The organism is Brevundimonas sp. FV1ye29L, from assembly GCF_058681095.1.
The window spans coordinates 983,648-1,005,136 of sequence record NZ_CM178730.1; the positions used below are offsets into that span (position 1 = coordinate 983,648).

The 21,489-nt window shown below is 61.7% G+C and carries 15 protein-coding genes and 1 pseudogene; 8 read left to right on the forward strand and 8 right to left on the reverse strand.

What is annotated here, in order from left to right:
• Positions 1–355: 355 nt before the first annotated feature.
• A complete protein-coding gene (locus ACW17W_RS04865; RefSeq protein WP_492079614.1) occupies positions 356–2,134 on the reverse strand; it encodes a class I adenylate-forming enzyme family protein in 1,779 nt (592 codons plus the stop codon).
• A 233-nt stretch (positions 2,135–2,367) separates the two neighbouring features.
• On the opposite strand from ACW17W_RS04865, the gene ACW17W_RS04870 reads away from it, so the two are divergent.
• The 5 genes from ACW17W_RS04870 (at position 2,368) to ACW17W_RS04890 (ending at position 7,933) form a co-directional block, all read left to right on the forward strand.
• Positions 2,368–3,369, forward strand: coding sequence for a fumarylacetoacetate hydrolase family protein (locus ACW17W_RS04870; protein WP_492079615.1), 1,002 nt, complete (start codon positions 2,368–2,370; stop codon positions 3,367–3,369).
• A 2-nt stretch (positions 3,370–3,371) separates the two neighbouring features.
• Positions 3,372–4,340: a VOC family protein gene (locus ACW17W_RS04875; protein WP_492080260.1), complete on the forward strand. Its 969-nt coding sequence runs from the start codon at positions 3,372–3,374 to the stop codon at positions 4,338–4,340.
• A 105-nt stretch (positions 4,341–4,445) separates the two neighbouring features.
• Complete coding sequence (locus tag ACW17W_RS04880; RefSeq protein ID WP_492079616.1) at positions 4,446–5,240, forward strand: IclR family transcriptional regulator; 795 nt, start codon at positions 4,446–4,448, stop codon at positions 5,238–5,240.
• A 139-nt stretch (positions 5,241–5,379) separates the two neighbouring features.
• Entirely contained in the window at positions 5,380–6,999 is a 1,620-nt protein-coding gene (locus ACW17W_RS04885; protein WP_492079617.1) for a CocE/NonD family hydrolase, read from the forward strand.
• Between the two features lie 106 nt (positions 7,000–7,105).
• Complete coding sequence (locus ACW17W_RS04890) at positions 7,106–7,933, forward strand: alpha/beta fold hydrolase (protein WP_492079618.1); 828 nt, start codon at positions 7,106–7,108, stop codon at positions 7,931–7,933.
• A gap of 20 nt (positions 7,934–7,953) precedes the next feature.
• Here ACW17W_RS04890 and ACW17W_RS04895 read toward each other — a convergent pair whose 3' ends face one another.
• The 4 genes from ACW17W_RS04895 to ACW17W_RS04910 all read right to left on the reverse strand — a co-directional run bounded on the left by ACW17W_RS04895 (position 7,954) and on the right by ACW17W_RS04910 (position 13,005).
• Positions 7,954–8,721, reverse strand: a complete 768-nt coding sequence (locus ACW17W_RS04895) for a helix-turn-helix transcriptional regulator (protein ID WP_492079619.1) — start codon at positions 8,719–8,721, stop codon at positions 7,954–7,956.
• Between the two features lie 108 nt (positions 8,722–8,829).
• On the reverse strand, positions 8,830–10,626 hold the full coding sequence (locus ACW17W_RS04900; RefSeq protein WP_492079620.1) for an acyl-CoA dehydrogenase family protein: 1,797 nt from the start codon (positions 10,624–10,626) through the stop codon (positions 8,830–8,832).
• A 69-nt stretch (positions 10,627–10,695) separates the two neighbouring features.
• Positions 10,696–11,613: an SDR family NAD(P)-dependent oxidoreductase gene (locus ACW17W_RS04905; RefSeq protein ID WP_492079622.1), complete on the reverse strand. Its 918-nt coding sequence runs from the start codon at positions 11,611–11,613 to the stop codon at positions 10,696–10,698.
• Positions 11,614–11,730: 117 nt separating this feature from the next.
• Positions 11,731–13,005 (reverse strand): TetR/AcrR family transcriptional regulator, encoded by a 1,275-nt coding sequence (locus ACW17W_RS04910; RefSeq protein ID WP_492079623.1) that lies wholly within the window; start codon positions 13,003–13,005, stop codon positions 11,731–11,733.
• A gap of 911 nt (positions 13,006–13,916) precedes the next feature.
• Here ACW17W_RS04910 and ACW17W_RS04915 point away from each other — a divergent pair.
• The 3 genes and pseudogenes from ACW17W_RS04915 to ACW17W_RS04925 all read left to right on the forward strand — a co-directional run.
• The gene (locus tag ACW17W_RS04915; protein WP_492079624.1) at positions 13,917–14,129 is read left to right on the forward strand and encodes an SbtR family transcriptional regulator; all 213 of its coding nucleotides are present in this window, start codon (positions 13,917–13,919) and stop codon (positions 14,127–14,129) included.
• Between the two features lie 472 nt (positions 14,130–14,601).
• Positions 14,602–16,779 carry a TonB-dependent receptor gene (locus ACW17W_RS04920; RefSeq protein ID WP_492079625.1) on the forward strand — a complete coding sequence of 726 codons (2,178 nt, stop codon included), beginning with the start codon at positions 14,602–14,604 and terminating at the stop codon, positions 16,777–16,779.
• 115 nt (positions 16,780–16,894) lie between these two features.
• Positions 16,895–17,564, forward strand: a pseudogene (locus tag ACW17W_RS04925) (IS5 family transposase); the annotation flags it as partial.
• A 30-nt stretch (positions 17,565–17,594) separates the two neighbouring features.
• Here ACW17W_RS04925 and ACW17W_RS04930 read toward each other — a convergent pair.
• The 3 genes from ACW17W_RS04930 to ACW17W_RS04940 all read right to left on the reverse strand — a co-directional run bounded on the left by ACW17W_RS04930 (position 17,595) and on the right by ACW17W_RS04940 (position 21,313).
• Positions 17,595–18,995, reverse strand: a complete 1,401-nt coding sequence (locus ACW17W_RS04930) for a sulfatase-like hydrolase/transferase (RefSeq protein ID WP_492079626.1) — start codon at positions 18,993–18,995, stop codon at positions 17,595–17,597.
• A gap of 595 nt (positions 18,996–19,590) precedes the next feature.
• A protein-coding gene (locus ACW17W_RS04935) for an IS3 family transposase (protein WP_492076467.1) occupies positions 19,591–20,780 on the reverse strand; the annotation gives its coding sequence in 2 pieces (ribosomal slippage) (positions 19,591–20,522 and positions 20,522–20,780; 1,191 coding nt in all).
• A gap of 47 nt (positions 20,781–20,827) precedes the next feature.
• Positions 20,828–21,313, reverse strand: a complete 486-nt coding sequence (locus ACW17W_RS04940; RefSeq protein WP_492079627.1) for a hypothetical protein — start codon at positions 21,311–21,313, stop codon at positions 20,828–20,830.
• Positions 21,314–21,489: the final 176 nt, after the last annotated feature.

Sequence of the window (21,489 nt, forward strand, 5' to 3'; positions counted from 1 at the left end):
GACAGCCTCGTCCGACGCACGTGCGCGGCGGAAAAGGCGCCTCCCGTGATGGTCGGAACGGGTGCGGACCGTCTGTCCTCAATAAATGTGGACAGGCTCCCGACGCCATCTCCAAGGCATTCAGATGGCTGACGTTTGGCCGTGCGGCAGCAAATGATCGCCGCCCCGAACCTAGGCGATCATTGGACCTGCGGTCGTCGACCGTAGGACGAAGCCTGACCTGACGTCAGCGATAACTCCGGGCTGGCGGTCGCCTGGCTCCCGCAAATAACAAACGGCGGGTGACCCGTTTGGTCCTCCTGCCGCTGGTTGTTCTCCCCATCTTTGATTTAGATTTTAGACAGGACGCGTCGTGTTAGATATCGACTGCGCCGGCGCGGCAGGCGTCGACCATCGCCGTGACTTCACCTTTAAGGATTTTGCCGCCCGCGTTTCGCGGCAGGTCCTCGTCGACGATGACGATGGCGACCGGAACCTTGTAAGCCGCGATCCTGGCCGCGACCCAGGCTTGCAATTCCATGCCTGTCGCGGTTTCGCCAGGCTTCAGTCGCACCGCTGCGGCCGGCTCCTCTCCGAGGGTCCGATGAAAAACGCCCACCGCAGCGACATCAGCCACCGCCGGGTGCTGGGACAGGGCGGTCTCGATCTCAACAGGGTGGATGTTTTCCCCCCCCCGAATGATGATGTCCTTGAGGCGGCCGACGAGGGTGCAGAACCCGTCCGCGTCGAGACGCGCCAGATCGCCCGTCCTGAGCCAGCCGTTGCGGATGGCCCTGCAGGTCGATTCGTGATCGTTCCAGTAACCCTTGATGACCTGCGGCCCTCGTATCCAAAGTTCGCCCACGAAACCCGGCTCGGCGATCGTGTCGCCCGTCGGATCTGTGACTTTAAGGTCGCTGACCGGGAAGGTCGGGCCGCAACTGTCGGGACGGCGCAGATAGTCCTCTCCCGCGTGCCGCGTCCCCGCCGCGCACACTTCGGTCATCCCCCAGCCCTGGCCGGGCTGTGCGCCCAACAGCATCTCGACCTGCCCGGCCAGTTGCGGCGCAGACGCGGCGCCGCCGTAGAACAGGCTCTGAAGCGAACTGAGATCGCGCCTCGTACGATCGGGATGTTCAACCAGATCCCAGGCGACCTTTGGGACGCCGCCGAGGGCGGTGACGGCCTCCTGTTCGATCAGTTCAAGCGCTACTCCGGCGTCCCACCGGTGCATCATGATCAGGGCGCCGCCCGCATCCATGAGGGGCAGCAAACAGGCATTGAGACCGGTCACGTGAAAGAGAGGCACCGCTGTGAGCAGCCTGGCCTGGGCCAACGGGGAGGCCGAGGTCTGGCCGGCCCGGAGAGCGGCCGACTCGGCTGCGTAGGCGCTGCCGAGGATTTGAACGAGGTTGCTGCGGTGGCTGGCCAGCGCGCCTTTCGGCGCAGCTGTCGTTCCGCTCGTATACAGGATGGTGGCGTCGTCCCCGGGCTCAAGCTTGACCTCCGGAAACGCTTCGCAAGACAGATCGCCATAGCCTTCGGGACGACCGAGGACGGTCTCAAGGCCCAGAACGCCGACATCAGGGTTCCCACGCGCTACGATGATGTTTTGCAGAGCCGGTAGACGGGCGCATTCGGGCTGGAGACGGCGCCAACGCTCCTGATCGCAGATCAGCATCCGGGCCCCCGAATGCTCCAGGCTTCGTCTCAGTTCAGGCCCGGTCCACCAGGCGTTGAGCGGCACGGCGACGGCGCCGGCGCAGACCGCCGCAAAGAAGGCGACGGGCCATTCGGGTAGATTGCGCATGGCGATGCCAACGCGGTCGCCTTTCTGGACGCCGGCGGCCACCATGTGGTTGGAGAGCCGAGCTGCGGCGCGATACCACGCATCGTAGCTTACGCGTTCGTCGCCGCTGACAAGGAATTCGCGGGGGCCGAAGCGATCTCGCGCGGCGTCGGCGAGATCCCTGAGTGTGCCATGCTGCGACTTCCACGTCCGCAGGCGCTGTCCGCTGATCTCCACGGATTCCATCTCAAACCGGCCGCCTGGCCCACAGAGACGCGCCTTAACCTCGTCCAGCGAAAGTCGCGGCCACGCGCTTTCGGGCCAGGCGGCCTGTGGCGCTTGTTCCGGTGTGACGGCTGCTGACATCGATGTGCCTCCCACGCGGCGCGGGCGTTGATCGCCCCGTGACGCCGCCGTGCTAGACCCGCTCGCCGCCAGTAAATCAACTTAATTATCATTATCCGAGATTATGCGACGTTATTGGCTGTCATAACCGCCTAGGTTTTGCTAATTATCTCACCACGGCGAGGCGTAATTCTCATCTAGGGCGGCTGCTTCGGTTCCCCGCGTCGCGCCAGTGCACCAGTTCAAGGGACGTCATGAAACTTGCCAGCCTTAAATCCGACAGCCGGGACGGCGTCTTGATCGTTGTCAGCCGCGACCTGTCAAAGGCCGTCCGTGTTCCAGAGATCGCGCCCACCTTGCAGGCCGCCCTGGATCGCTGGTCCGACGTCGAAGATCGTCTGAAGGCGGTCTATGCATCGCTGACGGCCGGGACGATCGAGGGGGCCATAGCGCTCGATGCCGCAATGTTGGCCGCACCGCTGCCTCGCGCATATCAGTGGTGCGATGGCTCTGCTTATTTGTCTCACGCGGAACTCGTCCGAAAGGCGCGGGGAGCGGAGATGCCCGAGAGCCTTTATCACGACCCGCTCATGTATCAGGGCGGCAGCGACACCATGCAGGGCCCCCGGGACGACATCGTCGTGGCTGACACGACCTGGGGCGTCGATCTCGAAGCGGAGATCGCAGTCTTTACCGACGATGTGCCCGCCGGAACATCGGCGGACGAGGCGATCAAGCATATTAAGCTCATTACGATCCTCAATGATGTCAGCCTACGCCTGATCATGCCTGCTGAACTGGCCAAGGGCTTCGGCTTTTTCCAGTCCAAGCCGTCGACGGCCTTCGCGCCCGTCGTCGTGACGCCCGACGAACTCGGGTCTGCTTGGGACGGTCGCCGCGTGGCCTTGCCCCTCATCAGCCACGTCAACGGGACGCTGCTTGGCCGTCCAAACGCCGCCGTGGACCTCGACTTCGATTTCGCGACGCTTATCGCTCACGCTGCTAAGACGAGAGCGCTCAGCGCCGGAACGATCGTAGGGTCCGGCACGGTCTCGAACCGCGATCATTCGGTAGGATCCTCCTGCTTGCAGGAGCGGCGAATGATCGAAAAGATCGAAACCGGGGAAATTACCACGCCGTTTCTCGACTACGGGGACGTGGTGCGGATCGAGATGCTCGATGCGGCGGGAGAGACGATCTTCGGTGCCATCGAGCAACGTGTCGCTGCACCAGCAGTCAAAGCGCGTCAGGCGTGAGTATGCACCTTAAAAGTCTCGGCTATGTGGGTGTTCGAGCGCGGACGCTCGACGACTGGCGCGCCTTTGGTCCGGGCTTCCTGGGCCTGGAACTCATCGACCGAAGTCGCGATACCCTCGCCTTCCGGATGGATGACCGGTCTCAAAGGATCGTTGTCAAGGCCGGGGATACCGACGGCGCGGAGTTCTTTGGGTGGGAAGTTGAGGATGCAGCCGCGATGCAGGCGGTCGCGGCGAGGCTCCAGATGGCGGGGATCGAGGTCGCTTATGGCCCTGTGGCCCTAGCCCAGGAGCGCCAGGTCCGCGAACTCATTAGTTTTCATGATCCGGCTGGTAACCGGTTGGAGGTCTTTCACGGCCCGACGTGCCTTACCGACGCTTTTCGCCCGGGTCGCAGCATCTCCGGCTTTCGGACCGGTCCATTGGGTATGGGTCACATTGTCCTGACCGTCGAGCGCATCGACGAGGTGATGCCGTTCTACGTCGACATTTTGGGCTTCCACCTGAGCGACTACGCGTTGCGCCCGTTCAAGGCTTATTTCTTCCATCTCAACACCCGCCATCACAGTCTGGCGTTGATCGAGACCGGCCAGAACGGCGTGCATCACCTGATGATGGAGTTGTTCAATCTCGACGACGTCGGCCAGGCGTATGATCTCGCTCAAGGCGAGGAAGGCCGGATCGGCGCGACCCTGGGACGTCACACGAACGATTTCATGACCTCCTTCTACGCCTATACCCCGTCTGGGTTCATGGTGGAATACGGCTGGGGCGGCAGAGACATCGACGTTCAAGCCTGGTCCCCGTTCGAGCTTGAGCATGGTCCCAGCCTTTGGGGACACGACCGCACCTGGTTGCCACCGGATAAAAGACTGGAAGCCCGGGAAATGCGGTTACGCGCCGCGCGGCTCGGGGTGCGGCAGCCCGTGCAAGTCCTGCCGGGCAACCATCAGTTCCTGAAGACCCGATAAGAGGACCACCTTCTTGAGCCTAGTGGTGATTGCTTAAATTCGCGGGCGTTGCGTAAGATCGGCGTCTCCGGGCTCTGGTCTGGTAAGGGAAGGGACCGGACAGGCGTGGCTGAGACGAAACGCCCAGGTCTGTCGAGCGTCCAGAAGGTCATTTCCATCCTGGACCTGTTCAGTGTGGAACGTCCGACCTATTCGGCCGATGAGGTCGTCGCTGTCCTGAAGTGCAGCCGACCCCAAGGGTATCGGTACCTCAGGGACCTGTGCGAGACAGGCTTTTTGATCCGGTCTGCGGCCGTCTACCGTCTGGGCGCGCGTGCGATTGAACTCGACTACATCGTCAGGCAGAGCGATCCTCTTCTCCAGGCGGCAACGTCGACCATGCGCGACATCTGCACCCAGAGCGGCTGCGACGTTCTGCTGACAAGCCTGGTCGGAGATCGGATTCTCACAATCCACCACGAGCGGGGGACCGATCCGACAACGGTGAGCTACAGTCGCGGACGCATGATGCCGCGATTCCGGGGTGCGGGGTCCAAGGCGATTCTGGCCGCCCTACCGCTCGCGCGGCAACGTGCATTCTTCCGCGCCTACAGCGGGCTTGAAACCGGCACCGCCCTCGGCGACAGCTGGGAAGACGCAAGAGCGGCGCTGAAGGCGATCAAGCGCGCAGGTCTGGCGATCTCGGAAGGCGAACTCGATGCGGAGAATATAGGGATCGCCGCTCCGATCGCAGCAGAACCGGGCGGCGCCTGTGCGAGCCTGGTTCTCGTTGTTGGCGCCCAGCGGTATCGAACTGCCGATCCGACCTCGATCGCCCATCTGGTAAAGGCCGCAGCGGACCGCATATCCAAACAGATGCAACTGCCGCCTCTGCCCCAGATCGCCCTTCGGAACCAGTAGGCTGGGGCGCTTGGGGACATCGCGGGATCGGCGCGGAGATCCGTCTGTCCCTGATAGATGAGGACAGAGCCGCGGGAGCCAGCGGCCTAAGTTGCCTGGCCACCCGCGAGGACCGGGTCGAACGCCACGGGAGTCGAGAATGCAGCAGACTTTATCCTCGAGAGCCGACACGGACAATCCGGACCAAGGCGCGGTGACCTATCCCTTGCCCGACGGCATTATCATCGATCGAGACGTGCAGGTCCGCATGCCTGACGGCGTTCATCTGCGGGCCACAGTTTATCGCCCTGAAGCCGAAGGCCGCTACCCGGTAATCCTATGCGTCACGGCCTACGGCAAGGATTTCGGTCCTGATGAGTATTCCACCCTGCCCAAGATCAAGCAGGCAGGCATGGCCGTCGGCACCTTGCACATCTCCGACGCCACAACCTGGGAAGGCGCCGACCCCGGCTTCTGGGTGCCACGCGGCTACGTCGTCGTGGTGGCTGACGCCCGGGGCTTCTACATGTCCGAAGGCGAGCCCTCGCTTTATGCGCCGGGAGACGCCGAGGATTATGGCCACCTCATTGACTGGGCCGGCGTCCAGCCCTGGAGCAATGCAGCCGTCGGCCTTAATGGCGTGTCCTATCTCGCGATCACCCAGTGGATGTGTGCGTCGCAGGTCAGGTCCGAATATCTAAAAGCGATCATACCCTGGGAAGGGGTCACCGATCAGCGCCGCGACGCGCTACAGCACGGCGGCATACCCGAAACCCGCTTCTTGCAGGCTTGGCTGGAAGGATCGTTGGTTCGGGGCGCGGGACCCAAAATCGCCGAGCGCGGTCCGGCGATGCTCGAACAGGCCATGGCGCACCCCTTTCCCCTTGAAGCCATCGACACCCCGACGCTTGTCTGCGCCTCGTGGTCCGACCACGGCCTGCATTCTCGCGGATCAGTCGAGGGCTTTCTGAGGATTTCCTCAACACAGAAGTGGCTCTTCACCCACGGGCGGAACAAGTGGGAGGTCTACTACAGCGCCGAAGCGCTGGAATGGCAGAAGAGCTTTCTCGACCACTTCCTGAAGGGTGAGGACAACGGCTTCGACAAGCGACCGCGCGTCAGGCTGGAAGTCCGCCGCGACGCCCAGCGCTACGAGGTCCGCAGCGAGACGTCCTGGCCCCCTGAGGGAACGACCTTCCAGCCGGTCTACCTTAATCTCGATAGCGGCCAACTGGCGCATGCGGTCCCGAGCGAGCCGCAGTCCCGGTCCTATGAGGCGACGGTCAAAGAGACCCAGGATTTCGACATCCGGTTCGACACGCGCACGGAGGTCACAGGGCCGATGGCGCTGCGGCTCTGGGTTTCACCTGAAGAGGCCGACGACCTTGATCTGTTTGTCTCCGTTCGAAAGCTCGACGCGCAGAGCCGCGAGGTCTTTTTCTGCGGCAAGGACGGCTTCCGTGAAGGCCCGGTCGCCTTGGGTTGGTTGCGCGCGTCCCAACGCCACCTCGATCCACACCGATCAAGCCTCGCGCGGCCCTATCTCAGCCATGACCGGGTAGAGACCGTTTCGCCGGGCGAAATTATTCCGGTCGATATCGAGATCCTGCCCTCGGCCACGCTGTTCGAGGCTGGCGAGACCCTACGCTTGTCGATCAGCGGGCGCGACATCATGGAACATCCCCGTTTCGGACACGACGACACAGTGAACCGCGGCCGCCATCGCCTGTACGCGGGGGCGGACCATCCCTCCCGCCTGCTTCTCCCCCTCCAGTCGTGACGGCTCGCAGGACCGAGACTACGACGCGATCGCGCCGACGGCGGCGGATCACCGCACAAGCCTCTCCCAAAACCCGGCGACACCCCGCTTCATCAAAAAGACTTTCATGGCGAACACTGTTGAATACGCGACCCTCCCCGGTGCCCGCCTCGGTTACGAGGTTCGTAACGACGGCGCGGGCAGCCCTCCTCTAATCTTTGTCCACGGCGCCTTCATGCGCTCGACCTCAGGCCCCTATGAGGTTCTGCTAGACCGCCTTAGCCAGCGTCATACCGTCTATGCGGTGGACTTGCGGGGGCATGGAGCCTCGGCAAATGCTTTGCAGGATTGGACCCTGAACGCCGTGGCGGACGATGTCGCGGCATTTGTCCGCATGATGGGCCTAGACCAGCCGGTCTTCGTCGGTCATTCGCTGGGCGCCTTCACGGGCCTGCTGGCCGCGATCCGCCATCCGGACGTTTTCTCGGCCCTTTGTCTTGTCGCGCCTGGTCCGGCAGATCCTAGGCGGGACCCCGTAGAGGCTTTGGCGTTCCTCATCGCTCACGGTCGCGACAAGGATATGCTCAGGGAGGCGTTCGGCGGGATGTTCGTTCACGCAACGGATACGCTGGACGCCACTCTTGACGCGGTGGGCCTCGTTGATGAGGCCCTCTACCGCGCTCTAGGCGCACAAAACAGGATAACCTCTATTGACGACCGTCTACACACAATCGCCGCTCGATCGCTGCTTCTGATCGGTGGACGCGACAGCGTCATCACCCCGGATCGCCAACTTGATATGGCCAGCAAACTTCGCGGTTCGAAGGCGGTGCTTTTCCAAGCCGAGGGTCACATGATGCCCAATGAGAGCGCGGCAATTGTTGACCGTGAGATCATGATCTTCCTGGACGGCCAGACAACCGAGAACTTGGGCTACGCGCGAAACCCGACCTGACGAAGCGCCCGAGTTGCGCGTTAAGCGGCGTCGGATCGCGACGTCCAAGCTCGGCAGAGGGAGAAGAGTTGGCCTCGCGATGAGATGCCGAGCTTCTGATAGGCACGCTGACGATAGGTGACGACCGAGCTCGGGCCTACGCCGATCTCGGCCGCGATGATCTCGGCTTTCTTTCCCGCCAGCATTCCGATGCAGACCTGTCTCTCTCGTTCGGAAAGAACCGACAGAGGCAAGGGAAAGGCCTGCGGCGCGAGCCCCACGAAATGAACCGCCATGGTCCGGCCAATCAAACGATAGAGGCTATCAGCGTCCTGGCCTGACGGTCGCTGTTCTGCGGTGTCGGCGTGGAAATAGAGGTTGAGCGCCATCCTGAACGGACCCTGCGCTACAAGGACGGCCGCTTTGGTGCGGAATCCAGGCGCGCCAAAAAACTGCGCCAGGTAGTCCCGAGACATCGATGCCGACAGCTGCTCGAGAGATCGAACGACGCAGGTGCCCTCCGGCAGCGCGGCGGCCTGCGCCCACAACGGATCATTCCGGTATCCCCCCTCCAAATAGGCCGCCGCGAGAGTCCCTCCTCGGTCCTCAGACAGAAAGTTGCGGCTGAGCAGACATCTTACCGCTACCCCTTCATAGGCGAAGGCGGTCACCTGACTGGCGCCCATCAGGCTGACGATGTCGAGCAAACGATCGATGAACGCCGCCGCGCCGAGCGCGCGTATAGCCTCTGACGTGGCGTCGATCAGGTCCGCGGTTGAAGGACCCCCTTGGATTTTACCGCTCGTCATCCATTGTTCCTGAAGGGACAGGCCAGCCCGGGTCGGGCGCCATCTTCCGCTGGCCAGCATAGGACAGACCTGCTGATCTAACGGTAGTCCTCCGCTTGGATCAAGCGATCAGACGAGAAGGTCTTCGGGCGACAAAGCGAGAAACGTGTCGTCCAGACTTTCGACGATCACGAACGCCGCCAGGGCCGAAGGGAGCCGGTAGAGAAAGGCATAGCGACAAGCCGCCATCTTGGTCCGGTAGAACGCCGCGTCGGCCGGCGACGGGCCCGCCGCAAGCGCTGCTGAGGCCACGAGCGCCTGCCAGAGCCAGAGCCAGCAGACCACCACTTCGCCGGCCGAATCGAGAAAAAGGGTAGCGTTGGCCAGGCTTCGGGCCTGATCCAGCTCCGAAACCGCGACGCAAGCAGCTTCGTTCATGCGGTCGACGGCACCGCCCAGGGCTGTTGCATGGTCCACGAGCAAAGGAATCTGTGAGGCCTTATCGATCGTGTCCTGGATTCGACGAGACAGCAAAAGCAAACCCCGGCCTCCGGCGAGGCGAACCTTCCGCCCCAGAAGATCCAGCCCCTGGATAGCGTAAGCGCCTTCGTGGATCGGGTTAAGCCGGTTATCGCGGTAGAGCCGCTCGACCGGATGATCGAGAGTATATCCCGCCCCGCCCAGGATTTGAATCGCCAGATCGTTGGCGCGAAGCCCATGTTCCGAGGGCCAGGACTTTGCGATCGGCGTTAAAACCTCAAGAAGGAGATTGAGGTCCTCAGCCTCTTCACCTGTCGCCAGCCCAGCCTCGTCGACGAGCCGTGCGCAGAAAGTGCTAAGCGCCAGAGCGCCTTCAACGATCGCCTTCTGGGCCAGGAGCATCCGGCGGACGTCGGGATGTTCGACCAGCGGGATTTGGGGCGTGGAGGGATCCTTGTGGTTCAGCGCACGGCCCTGCAACCGGTCACGGGCGTAGTCCCGGGAGTAGAGATAGCCGGCCAAACCCAGCATCGTCGCGCCGTGGCCGACGTTGATGCGCGCCTCGTTCATCATATGGAACATATAGCGCAAACCCTCGTGGGGATTGCCCACGAGGTAGCCGACCGTCGGTCCGGTCTCGCCGAAGTTCAGGAGGCAGTTTGTAGTGCCACGCTGGCCCATTTTGTGGTTCAAGCCGACAAGCGTGACGTGATTGTCCGCTCCCGGTTCGCCGTCCACATCGACAAGGCGCTGGGGCACGATGAACAGGGATATGCCTTTCACCCCAGGCGGTGCGTCCGGGAGTCGCGCCAGTACGAGGTTGACGATGTTGTCGGTCATCCGATGGCCGGCACCCGAAATCCACATCTTTGTTCCGCTTAACCGGAAGGTTCCATCCTGGTGGGGAACGGCACGGGTCGTTATGTCGGCGAGCGATGACCCGGCCTGGGGCTCGGAAAGGCACATGGTGCCCGTCCAGCGTCCTTCGATCATTGGCCGGGCGAAGCGCGCCTTCTGCTCTTGCGTGCCGAACGTTATGAGGAGGTGGGCGGCAGCCCCAGTCAACATCCAGTAGTTCGCGACCGAGATATTCGCAGCCGCAAACATGCCGTTGACGGACATCCCGATGGCATAGGGCAGTTGCAAGCCGCCATCCTCGATTTCGAACGTCTGCCCGCAGTAGCCGGCGTCGGCGTAGGCTACCAGAGTTTGGGAAACCTCAGGCAAAATCCGTACCTCGCCATCGTTCAGCGAGGGCGGCGTCGCGTCGAGGCGGGCCGCCAGGGGAAGGTATAGGTCTTCCGCCAACCGCTGGGCGCCGTCGAGGATTTGGTCCACGACGGCGCGGTCGCAGTGGGAGAACCTTTTATCCGCCAGGATCCGGTTCAGATCCAAAAGTTCGAATAATGTGAAATCGAGGTTCCTGCGATCGACAATAGCGGACAACCAGACCTCCCAAGCAGCGGGCGCTAGGCCCAATTTTTGAAATTTTATACCGTTTTATCGGCGGTCGCATTACTTTGTGATCTGAGTCTCATAACCGCCTTTCACGAGTTCGACCTCGGCCTGCGTCCACCCGCTAGGCGGCACTCGTTCCCCCGCCCTGTCTTCGACCTCCGAATATCCGGCCAGGAGGCGTTCGGCGACGTCCTCGCCGGCTCCCAGATGGACGCCCGCAGTCAGGGTGATGTTGGCCTGCTCAAAACTTCCCGCACCAGCGCAAACGATGCGTCGGTTGGGAGCCGCCTCGGAAACCAGCGCGAGAACTGCGGGGCTGACCCGGTCCGGGGTCAGCGCCTGCAGGGCCTCGGGTGGCATCAGTCCATCCAGCATCCGGGTGGCTGCGGACGGCGCCAGACAGTTGACGCGGATATTGTGCTTCTCACCTTCCAGGCCGAGCGTCTGCATAAGACCCACGAGAGCCATCTTGGCCGCCCCGTAGCTTGACTGGCCGAAGTTCCCGAACAAGCCGGATGACGAGGTGGTCATCACAATGCGGCCATACCCGCGATCACGCATGTGGTTCCATACTGCCTTGGTGCAATGGACGGCTCCCATAAGATGAACGTCGACGACAGCGCGGAAGTCATCCAGATCGCATTTTGCAAATGTCCGGTCGCGAAGGATGCCGGCATTGTTGACGAGTATGTCGACCTGCCCCCAACGGGCTACCGCTTGCCGGACCATAGCCTCGACCTGCTCGTTGTCGGTGACCGATGCGCCATTTGCGATCGCCTCGCCTCCGCGCGCCTTGATTTCTTCGGCTACCGCCTGCGCTGCAGAGGGGGAACCGCCTGTCCCATCGGTCGCTCCACCGAGGTCATTGACCACCACGCGGGCCCCACGGCTGGCCAAAAGGAGCGCGTGCTCGCGCCCCAGCCCTCCGCCGGCACCAGTGATGATGGCCACCCGGCCTGCCAGATCAATACGCATTCGGACCTCCAGACGCACAGACCTGAGCTAGGCCTGCCAAGCGTGGCGGCTTTGACGCCGCCGCTTTCCGTAGGGGAGCGGCCTATAGGCGTCAAGTTTTTCGAAAGAACGTACCAGTTAATTCGCGCGGAACCAGTGTCGACCCTCGGCCAGGGCGCGAAGGTCGTAGGCGAATTCGCTGCGGACTGCGGCGAGAGCCGCCGTGTTCGAGCCCGTCGAAAGGAGTCGGAGCAGTTTTCCCGTGAACAACGCGTGCATCATCCAGGCGTCAGCTGGACAAGAGTTTGGGTTAAGCCGTCTCAACACCTGATCCCAGCGTCGTTGCAACGCACCGTTGATCGCCCATAACGCCGGGCGCAGGGTGGGATCCCGGCGGGCGTGAATATACACGCCATACGTAGCCAGACTGAGCTTACGGAACTCGGTCGCCTCCCGCAGAAACACGGCCGCAGTCAGATCGATAAGCCGGTCGATGTCCAGTGTCGCATAGTCCACCTCACCCATAACGGAACGGTAACGGCGCTTGGACTGTTCAAATATGCGCAGCCGGGCAGCGTTCGCCAGGAGCGCAATCGACGGGAAATAATAGGTAGGCGCAGCGAGGGTCAGGCCGGCCCGTTCAGCCACCGCGCGGAACGACAGCGCCTCGGCACCCCTGTCTATGAGGAGCGCCGTCGCCGCCTCAAGCACGCGCTCGCGGGTTTCCTCCGACTTGCGGGTGCTTTGCCGGGGTCGACTTGGCGCTTCGCTTTCCACGGCCCCCGTCGTTGGCTGATCAACCACGCCCTGCGAGAGCAGGGCGCGGAGTTCGGCTTCAGGGAGCGCGAGCGGCGACAATACGAATAAGGCTCCGATGACGCTGTCGATCGCGGAGATGACAGCCGCATCGGCATCCTGGACGTTCAGCAGACGTGCGATGTCAGACCAGACCTCCCTAAGAGTGAGGAACCACGCCTCCGACGGGGGCTGAAGGCTAGGCCGGCGGGCGGCCTCGACCATGATTTCGCACCATGCCAGGGAATCGACGCCATGGCGCCCGGCCGCATTGGCGACCAGGGTAATGGCGAACTCGCGGAGCGTAATAGCGGAGGATACGTCGGCCTCACGCTGGACGAAGCGCCGGAACCCGACAACATACCTGTCGAGCAGCGTGGAGGCAGCGTGTGCGATAATGTCGGTTTTGGTTGCGTAGTGATAGGTCGTGGCCGCTAGGGAGACGTTACCAGCGTCCGCGACCCGACGATGGGTTAGCGCAGACATTCCGTGTCGGGCGATCGCCAGCACGGCGCCTTCCGCGATCCTCTGTTGCTGAAGCACCGACCGGTCTTGCAAGGGGAGCCTGCGCCGCAGGTCAGACAGTGTCAGCAAAGGGGCCTCGAGCTCGTTGGTCATCGGGTGACACTGACGCAAGCGAACGCAGGACGTAAGCGAAGATTAAGCGCGCCTGAGGTTGTCACGCAGAACGCCAAGCCCAACAAAGGGCAGCAGGCGAAGCCAACCGCCCTAAGCCGATGACTACAGCGCCGCCATAGCGTCAGCAACGAACCCCATCCATAGCTCCAGTGTGTTGGTGTTGTGGCGTCCCGGTGTGCGACCTGCGCCGACCTCGTGATATGTACGTGCTGCCTTTCAGACTTCATTGACTGGGTCCGCCACTCAGGGCGTGGCCAAGTGCAGGGCGACCATGAGCCTTCAAAGTGGTCGTAGATATCGAACAGACACCCACGATGGATGAGCCTTGACGAAATTACCCGCCCCCGAGCAGCGCACCGTGCCTTTGGATCTCACTGCCTCGGTCCAACGAAGTCGGCGACGTCAAAGGCCCGCCCGCGCCCTTTCGATAGAACTATCGCGACTGGCGCCAAAAGACCTCGAGCATGTTGGATTTTGTTGGGCACCTTGCCCATTTCCTCGCGCAGGATGCAGCGCGTAGTCAATCAGGGTACATGCGAGCCGACGCTAAAAAACTACAGCCCCCTGCTGGCCGTCGCGCGTGAGGTGATCACCGAGCATTGGGCCGACGCGTCGCTGCGCGATGGCGCACTGAGGGCCGAGGTCGGACTGGCCACGCTGTATCGTCAGTCTCCACTCGGGAGGCGCTGCTGGAGGCCCTGCTTCGCGCGACACTCGACGAGCTGACGCAGAAGGCCGCCGAGCTCGAAACATCGAGTTCACCTGATGACATCTTGGCGTCTTGGCTTCGTGAGGCGGTGGCCTTTGTAAGGAGCTACAATGGCGTTGTGGACCTAATGGCGGCCGCCCTGGCTGACCCCGGTTCCGCTCTTCATGCTTCCTGAACCAACTTGCGTTTAGCAGGCGCACGGCTCCTTCACCTTGCACAGGCCAAGGGAGCGGCCCGATCTGATCTTGATGGCATCGACCTGTTCGCGCTGATCGGCGCGCTAGGATGGCTGGGCGACCAACCCACGTTCGCGCCGCGCGCCGATCATCCATCTGCCATCATCGCTGGCACAACCCTGACGAACGAGCCGAACAGCGAGGCCGAGATAGGATAACAAGTGTCCTTATCGGACGTGGGTCGCGGTTGCGAATAAGCCGCTATTCCTAATCGACCCCGCATCCCGACCCAAACATTCCGGTCGAAGGGGACCGTGAAGGCACCGCGGGTGCGGACCGCGCTCGCGGTGATTCCAACACCCATGGCTGCGCCCCCGATTAGACCTAAGCGTCGCAAGACATAAGCATCCGGCGGCTGTGCATCTAGTCCGGAATCCTCGGACCGCTCTGTCGCATTGAGGGGGACAGACAACCTTCTACCCCCGATCGCGGCGGTTGGTCTGGTCTCAGTTTCGATGTCGGCTTGTCCTCTTCCTAAGAGGACAGACACAGGTGGTTAGCCCTGACATTTTCTCGGACCCGCTTGTCTGAAAGCTGGCTGGCGGGAACCACCGCCGCCACTGGCCTAGCAGCGGATTACGTCTGCAACAACAACGCTGAAAAACAGCGATCAAACTTAGGGGAAACACCATGATCAATCGTCTCAGACTCGGAGCTTCCGTGGCGGTCCTCGCCGCTCTCTCTGCGGCCTCAACCGCCGCTGCACAGGCATCAGCAGTCCCAGCAGAATCGCAAGACACTGCGAACGTTGATGACATCGTCGTCACGGCACGGCTTCGCCCGGAGACCCTTCAAAATACGCCGATGTCGGTCAGCGTGGCGACCGCCGAAGCGATCGAAAACGCGGGCGTGACGAGCGTTCTCGATCTTCCCCGCGTGTCCCCAGGTCTGGTTATCGAGCGGGCGCCAGCGGCCCTCAACTCCAATGTGACCCTGCGAGGCCTCGGAACGTCGGGCGGTCCGGGCACTTTCGAGAGCTCCGTCGCCTTTTTCATCAACGGCGTCTACCTGCCCCGCACCAGGGAGTTTTCGACTGCTCTATTCGACGTCGAGCGCATCGAGGTCGTGCGTGGTTCGCAAGGGTCTTTGCTGGGCAAGAACACCAGTCTTGGCGCCGTTAACCTCATCACCCGCAAGCCGGGCGATAGGCTCGCAGCAAACATCTCATTGACGCGCGAGTTCGAGGTGGGATCGACGACGCTTACCGGTGGCGTTTCGGTTCCTCTCACTGACACTCTGTCGATGCGAGTGGCCGGTATTTACGACGACGAGGGCGGGTGGGTTCGAAATGTTGCCATCAACGAGGACGTCGGAGGAGGAACGCGCAAAGCGGGGAGGATCACTTTCGCCTGGACCCCATCACCCGATTTCGATGCGACCCTGGTCTATGAAAGGCAGAACGTTGACCTCAAAGGCCTAGCCGCAGAGATCGTGCAAGCCAACGGCGGCGTCAACGGCCTTGCCGCATTGGCGGGATTTCCAAGCTTCGTTGCGAACCTGGACCGTGAAAACTCGAATAGCGACAGCCGCATCCCCCACGGCTATTTTGATCGTGATAACATCCAGCGCGCTTCGCTTACAGCGAACTGGAGCCTCGGAGAATATCTGCTTACAAGCCAAACGGCGTGGTCAGAAACCTCAGGTTTGTCTGCCGCTGGCGTTGACTACCTGCCTGGCGACTATTTTCTTTACACCGTTCCCACGGACACCTCGGGTTACAGTCAGGAGGTTCGGCTGACCTCGCCCAGCGACAGGCGCCTTACCTATGTCGCCGGCGTTTGGGTGGGCGGCAACGACTACGCCCAGACGGATGACTGGAATATTACCTATCCCGCCCCCCTAGGCGCGACCCGGTTCGTGAACTCGGTCGATCAGAAGACCAAGGCCTGGTCAGTCTTTGGTCAGGCGGACTTCCACATTCTGGACCAACTCACACTGTCCGGCGGCTTGAGGTACACCTCGGAAGACAAGGACGCGGATCTGTCCCGTGTCGTCCTGACGCCGGGCGCGTTTACGCCGGCGTTCCCTGCCTATGCCCCCTTTACGTTGTCCCGGTCAGAGTCCGCAGTGGATGGCCTGGTCAACCTGCGATACAAGATTTCCGACGATATGATGATCTATGCCGCCTGGGCCCAAGGCACCAAAAGCGGGGGCTTCGCCAGCAGCGCAGGCCTGCTGGATCAGTCCGAGTATCTGCCCGAAGTCGCTCAGACAGCGGAACTGGGCATCCGCTACCAAACCGGCGATCGGTCTTTGATCGCAAATGCGACGGCTTTTTCGACCGAAGTCACCGACTATCAACTCGTGACGTTTAACGGAACGACCTTCATTATAGGGAATACCGACCTGAAATCAGAAGGAGTCGAGTCTCAGGTCATCTGGCGACCGGTCTTCGCGCCGGGCGTCAGAGTTGAGTGGAGCAACACCTACGCCGAGACATCCGACACGATCACCGGCGGGGCGATCCCCAACGCACCGCTTTGGAGCGGTTCGGTCTCCGCCAGCTACGACCATCCGCTGACGAGCAATGTCAGCCTGAGCGTCAACGGCGGCGTCTTCTATGAATCCGGCCAGACCCGTCAGCAAGATCCGAACTTCCCGCCGCCGTCGGACAGCATCACCAAATATGACGCCTCGGTGGGATTGGAGTTCGCTGCTGGCTATTCGCTGAGGTTATCTGGCCGCAATCTTACGAATGAGAACCGGTCGGTCTTCGCCTTCCCGACCCCCTTCGTGGGACCCGGCAGTTACACAGCGGTCTCTGAACGGCCGCGCACCATCTCCCTAGTTTTGTCATTCAAATACTAGGGCGACCCTCGCCGTCACAGACGGCGACCTTCCTGTCCTAACAACTGCAGCGCCCGGCTCTGTTTTCAGGGTCGGGCGTTTTTTGGCGCCTTGGTAGTTATCCGACCTAGAAACTCAAGGCTACGACAGACCGAACATAGACGATCGCCGGGTTCTGAGCGTGATCACTCGTGAACCGTAACGGGTTTTAATGGTGCCAAGCGTCGGCGGCCTACGGCCCACATTAAATCCAATACATCGCTGGAACGGCTGGAGCGAGACCCGCGTCTTGCTCAGCGTGTTGCAGCGCTTGACCAACGCCAACGCCGAACGCTGCACCGTGATAACCCACGCGACCCTTCTGAAGGCGCACCGCACAGCTTCGAGACTGGTGTTAAAAAGGGGCCCTGGGCGGCTCATCGGACGAACCAACGGCGGCATGAACACCAAGCTGCACGCCGTGACCGACGCGACCGGGCGCGCGATCAGCTTGTCAATAACAGCGGGCCAGATCAGCGACCAAACCGGCGCGGCCGCCCTGTCGGCCAGCCTGCCGACAGGCGCAGTGGCTGCTGAGCGACCGGGGCTATGAGGCGGACGGGTTTAGGAACCCGTTGCAGGCCAAGGCGATCACTTCACGCGTCCCCGATCGAAAATCCCGGAGCGCGGCTGTCCGCTGCCATAGGCGTCGATACAAAAGTCGAATCCACATCGAGATCATGGTCGGCAGGTTCAAAAACTGGCGGCGCGCCGCCACCCGCTACGTTAGATGCACGACCGTTTTCCCGTCCGCCATCGCACTCGCCGACCGTGCTCTTCTGATTATACGTCTAAGTTTAGGGCTTGAGAGGTGGGAGGGGATCAAGCGCCTCGAGGGCGTCAATCAACCCGTCAGGCAGCCCGGGAAGGGGGGCAAGCATCTGTGCGGACCATGCTTCGGCTTCCCCCTTCAATCGGGCAAAGATTTCCGGGTGTTGAAGTTTCAGGTTGGCGTGCTCGGTCGGGTCGTCGTCCAGATCATAGAGATATTCCCGATTGTGCAGCCTGAGGTATTTCCATGGATAGGTCAGCGCCGAAAGCTTTTCGCCCGGCGTGGTCCAAAAAACGGTTCGTTCGACTGCCGACGCACCTAGAAAATGGGCCGAAAGGTCAATGCCATCGAGCGGCACCGATCCGTCGGGTTGAACGCCAGCCAATGCCGCCAGTGTCGGCAAGAAATCCATCGACATGGCGACCTGACCGCTTTCGGTGCCCGCCGCGATGTGTCCTGGCCAGCTTACCAGAAGCGGTGTGCGCACGCCGCCCTCCCACAAGTCGCCCTTTTCGCCACGCAGAGGCCACATCATCGAGAAGCGTTCGCCGCCATTGTCCGATGTGAAGACCAGGATCGTGTCCTGCGTCAGTCCGTGTTTGCGGATTGTCTGCAACACGCGACCGACCCCGTCATCCATGGCGCGCATCATGTCTGCAAAAACGGCGGGCGAGCCGCCGTCGAAATGGACATCGCTTATTCTGGGCGTTCCGCGAGCGGTGCGGCTCTGCCAAGGCCAGTGTGGCGCAGTATAGTGCAATGATATGAAGAACGGCAGGTCTGCATTGTCGTCGATGAAGCGGCACGCGTGATCGGTGAATAGGTCGGTCGCGTAGCCCTCGACCTGCACGGGGTTCTCATTTTCGTACAGATCCGCTTTGCGGACGCCGGACAGATCCGCCTGATCGTGTTCCCAATAGTCGGAATAGCCGCCCATGACGCCGAAGAACTGGTCGTAGCCCGCCTTGTTGGGACTGTAGGTCGGCAGTTCGCCGAGATCCCACTTGCCAAACAGCGCCGTTCGGTACCCCGCGCCCTTGAACATTTTCGGCAGAGAGGGAAGTTCGCCGGAGTAGCCTATAACGTCACTCGGGTAGCCCCCGCCTTCCCCAGAGCCGACCAAAAAGCGATTTTGGTACCTTCCGGATAGCAGCGCGGTCCGCGTCGGCGCACACGAACTGGAGTTGGCGTACCCAAGTTTGAACTTTAGCCCGTCCCGCGCAAGGCTGTCGATGTTGGGTGTTTCATAGTCGGGCCGACCATAACAAGACAGATCGAAGGCCCCAAGATCATCAGCCAGAATAAAGACGACGTTCGGCTTCTTCCCGGGCTCTGCACGTGCGGCTGTCGCCGCGATAGCGACGGCGACGGCGGCTGCGCCCCCGAGTACGTCTCTACGCGAAAGACCCAATTCTTGCTCATCCATGCGGCACCTATATTCTTGCTAACCATTGCGCGAACACACGTCCCGGTGGGCGGTAGATCGAAGACGAACGACAGGAGACCCCGCAGCACAGTCCTCAATCATCACACCCGATGAAGCGTCTAACTATAGAGCCTCTGCAGTTCGAGCGATCGTTGATCTCAACACCACCAAGGTGAGCGATTTTATAGGCTCACATCAGTACAGCGACATAATCAGCCGACCCTTCAATTGTCTGTCCTCAATATGAGGGGACAGAGCTTTGGATATCACCGCTCACCTTCCCTGTTGAAAACGAGAACGAAGACAGAACATTCTGTTGCCCTTACACGTGGCTGATGACTAGATCGAACTCGGTCGGCGCAATGGAGGATGGTCATGGAAGACATGACCAACGCGCTCGTGGACGCCTTGAGCAAGCTTGACCTGACGAGTGCAGATGAGCTTGAGGCTTGGCGATGCGCTGGACGTGCAGTGTGACTGCCTCGCGAATCTCGCAAACCCCCACTTCAGACACTCCGAACGTAAGCTGCCGGATGGTGTATCCAAAACGACCGATTGCGAGCCCCTCCCCGGAACTTGACGTGACCCCCGTTTCTCATCCAGCCATAACGAGAGTTCTGGGTTGATCTGAGCCGGGGTTGGTGGGGTTGGCAAGAGGCCGGTCTGCGCAGCTTTCAACTCGCGCAGCAGGCCGGCCGATCTGTCCGGTGAGCGCATCGGCGTAGGCCTGCGGCGTCAGCCACCCCAGCTTCGAGTGAGGCCGGGTTTCGTTGTAGTCGCGCCGCCAGGCTTCCAGCACGACCCGGGCATGCGGCAGGGAGCGGAACAGCGTCTCGTTCAACAGCTCGTCGCGTAGGCGGCCGTTGAAGCTCTCGTTGAAGCCGTTCTGCTGGGGCTTGCCCGGCGCGATGTAATGCCAGCCGACCGCCGCATCGTCAGCCCAGGCCAGTATGGCGTTCGAGGTTAACTCCGTGCCGTTGTCGCTGACGATGGTCTCCGGACGCCCGCGCTGCTGGATGATGATGTCTAGCTCACGCGCGACCCGTGCGCCCGACAGCGAGGTATCGGCCACCAGCGCCAGGCACTCGCGGGTGCAGTTGTCGATCACCGTCAGGATGCGGAAGCGCCTGCCGTCGGTGAGCTGGTCGGACACGAAGTCTAGCGACCAGCGTTGGTTGGCAACCAACGGCGTTTCCAGCGGACGTCGCGTGCCCATGGCCCGCTTTCGGCCGCCGCGCCTGCGCACCGTCAACCTCTCCTCCCGATAGATCCTCTGGACCCGCTTGCGGTTCACCGCATGGCCCTCGCGTCGAAGCATCACGTGCAGACGTCGATAGCCGAACCTCCGGCGCTCCTGCGCCAAGGCCTTCAATCGATCCCGCAGGACGCCGTCATCCGGCCGCGTGGCCTGATACCGCACGCTTGCCCGATCGGTGCCCAGCACCCGGCACGCCCGCCGCTCGCTCATCTCGTAGAACGACTGCAGATGCGCCGCCGCTTCTCGATGCGCAGCGGGCGTCACCACTTTTTTCCAAGCAGGTCCTTCAGCGCGACGTTGTCGAGCATCGCGTCCGCCAGCATCCGCTTCAGCTTGGTGTTCTCGTCCTCCAGCGCCTTCAGACGCCGGGCCTCCGACACGTCCATGCCGCCGAACTTGGCCTTCCACTTGTAGAAGGTCGCCGAGCTGACACCGTGACGCCGGCAGACCTCTGCCGTCGCAACGCCCGCCTCCTGCTCACGCAGGATCCCGATGATCTGCTCTTCCGTGAACCGTGATCGCTTCATCTGTCCGTCCTTTCGAGGGGCGGACTCTAGCTATTCCTGGAGGAGTTTCAGGGGGTCACGTCAGATTGTCTGTCGTTGTCGCTAGCAAAGACCGATTTCTTGACCACCCAATAGGCGTGCAAGCCGTGGCCGCTGTCGATCAACCAAGTCGGCTGCATCGGCAAACCATCGACGAAAGCGATTGCCTCTTGGTACGTAGCTGGCAGCTCCGACTGAGCATGAGCGACTCCATGCTCATCCTTCACGTCGATGTCCTGGAAGAATCCAAAGAAGTGCACCGCATCCTTCGCCGATGGGCGAGTCCATTTGGGTCTGTCGTAGGCTTCCGAAAGAGGGGTAAGGCCGATCCAAACCCGGCTCGTTTTGCTGAACTCCACTAGCTCGTCGTAGATGTCCGAAAACAAATCGGCTGGAAATCTGAATGTTTCCTTCTTAGTGTCGCCCGCCAGTCCGGGCATGATCCACGCGTAACCTTGAGTATTGGCGGATTGGCCAATCACATCGGCCATAAAATTTTCTGCGTCAGTTTTCATTTACTTCTCCATGGCCGTGATGGGCCTATGGAGATCCAGATATGACAATCAGACGCGCTGTTTCACATCGTTCGGGCGAAAGCGGCGTTGCGGGCTCCGGTCACCATCGTAAGACCGCCACCAGCTCGCCGACGGTCGTCGTCGTCTGTCCGACCCCCGGCCAGCCGGTGCCCGTC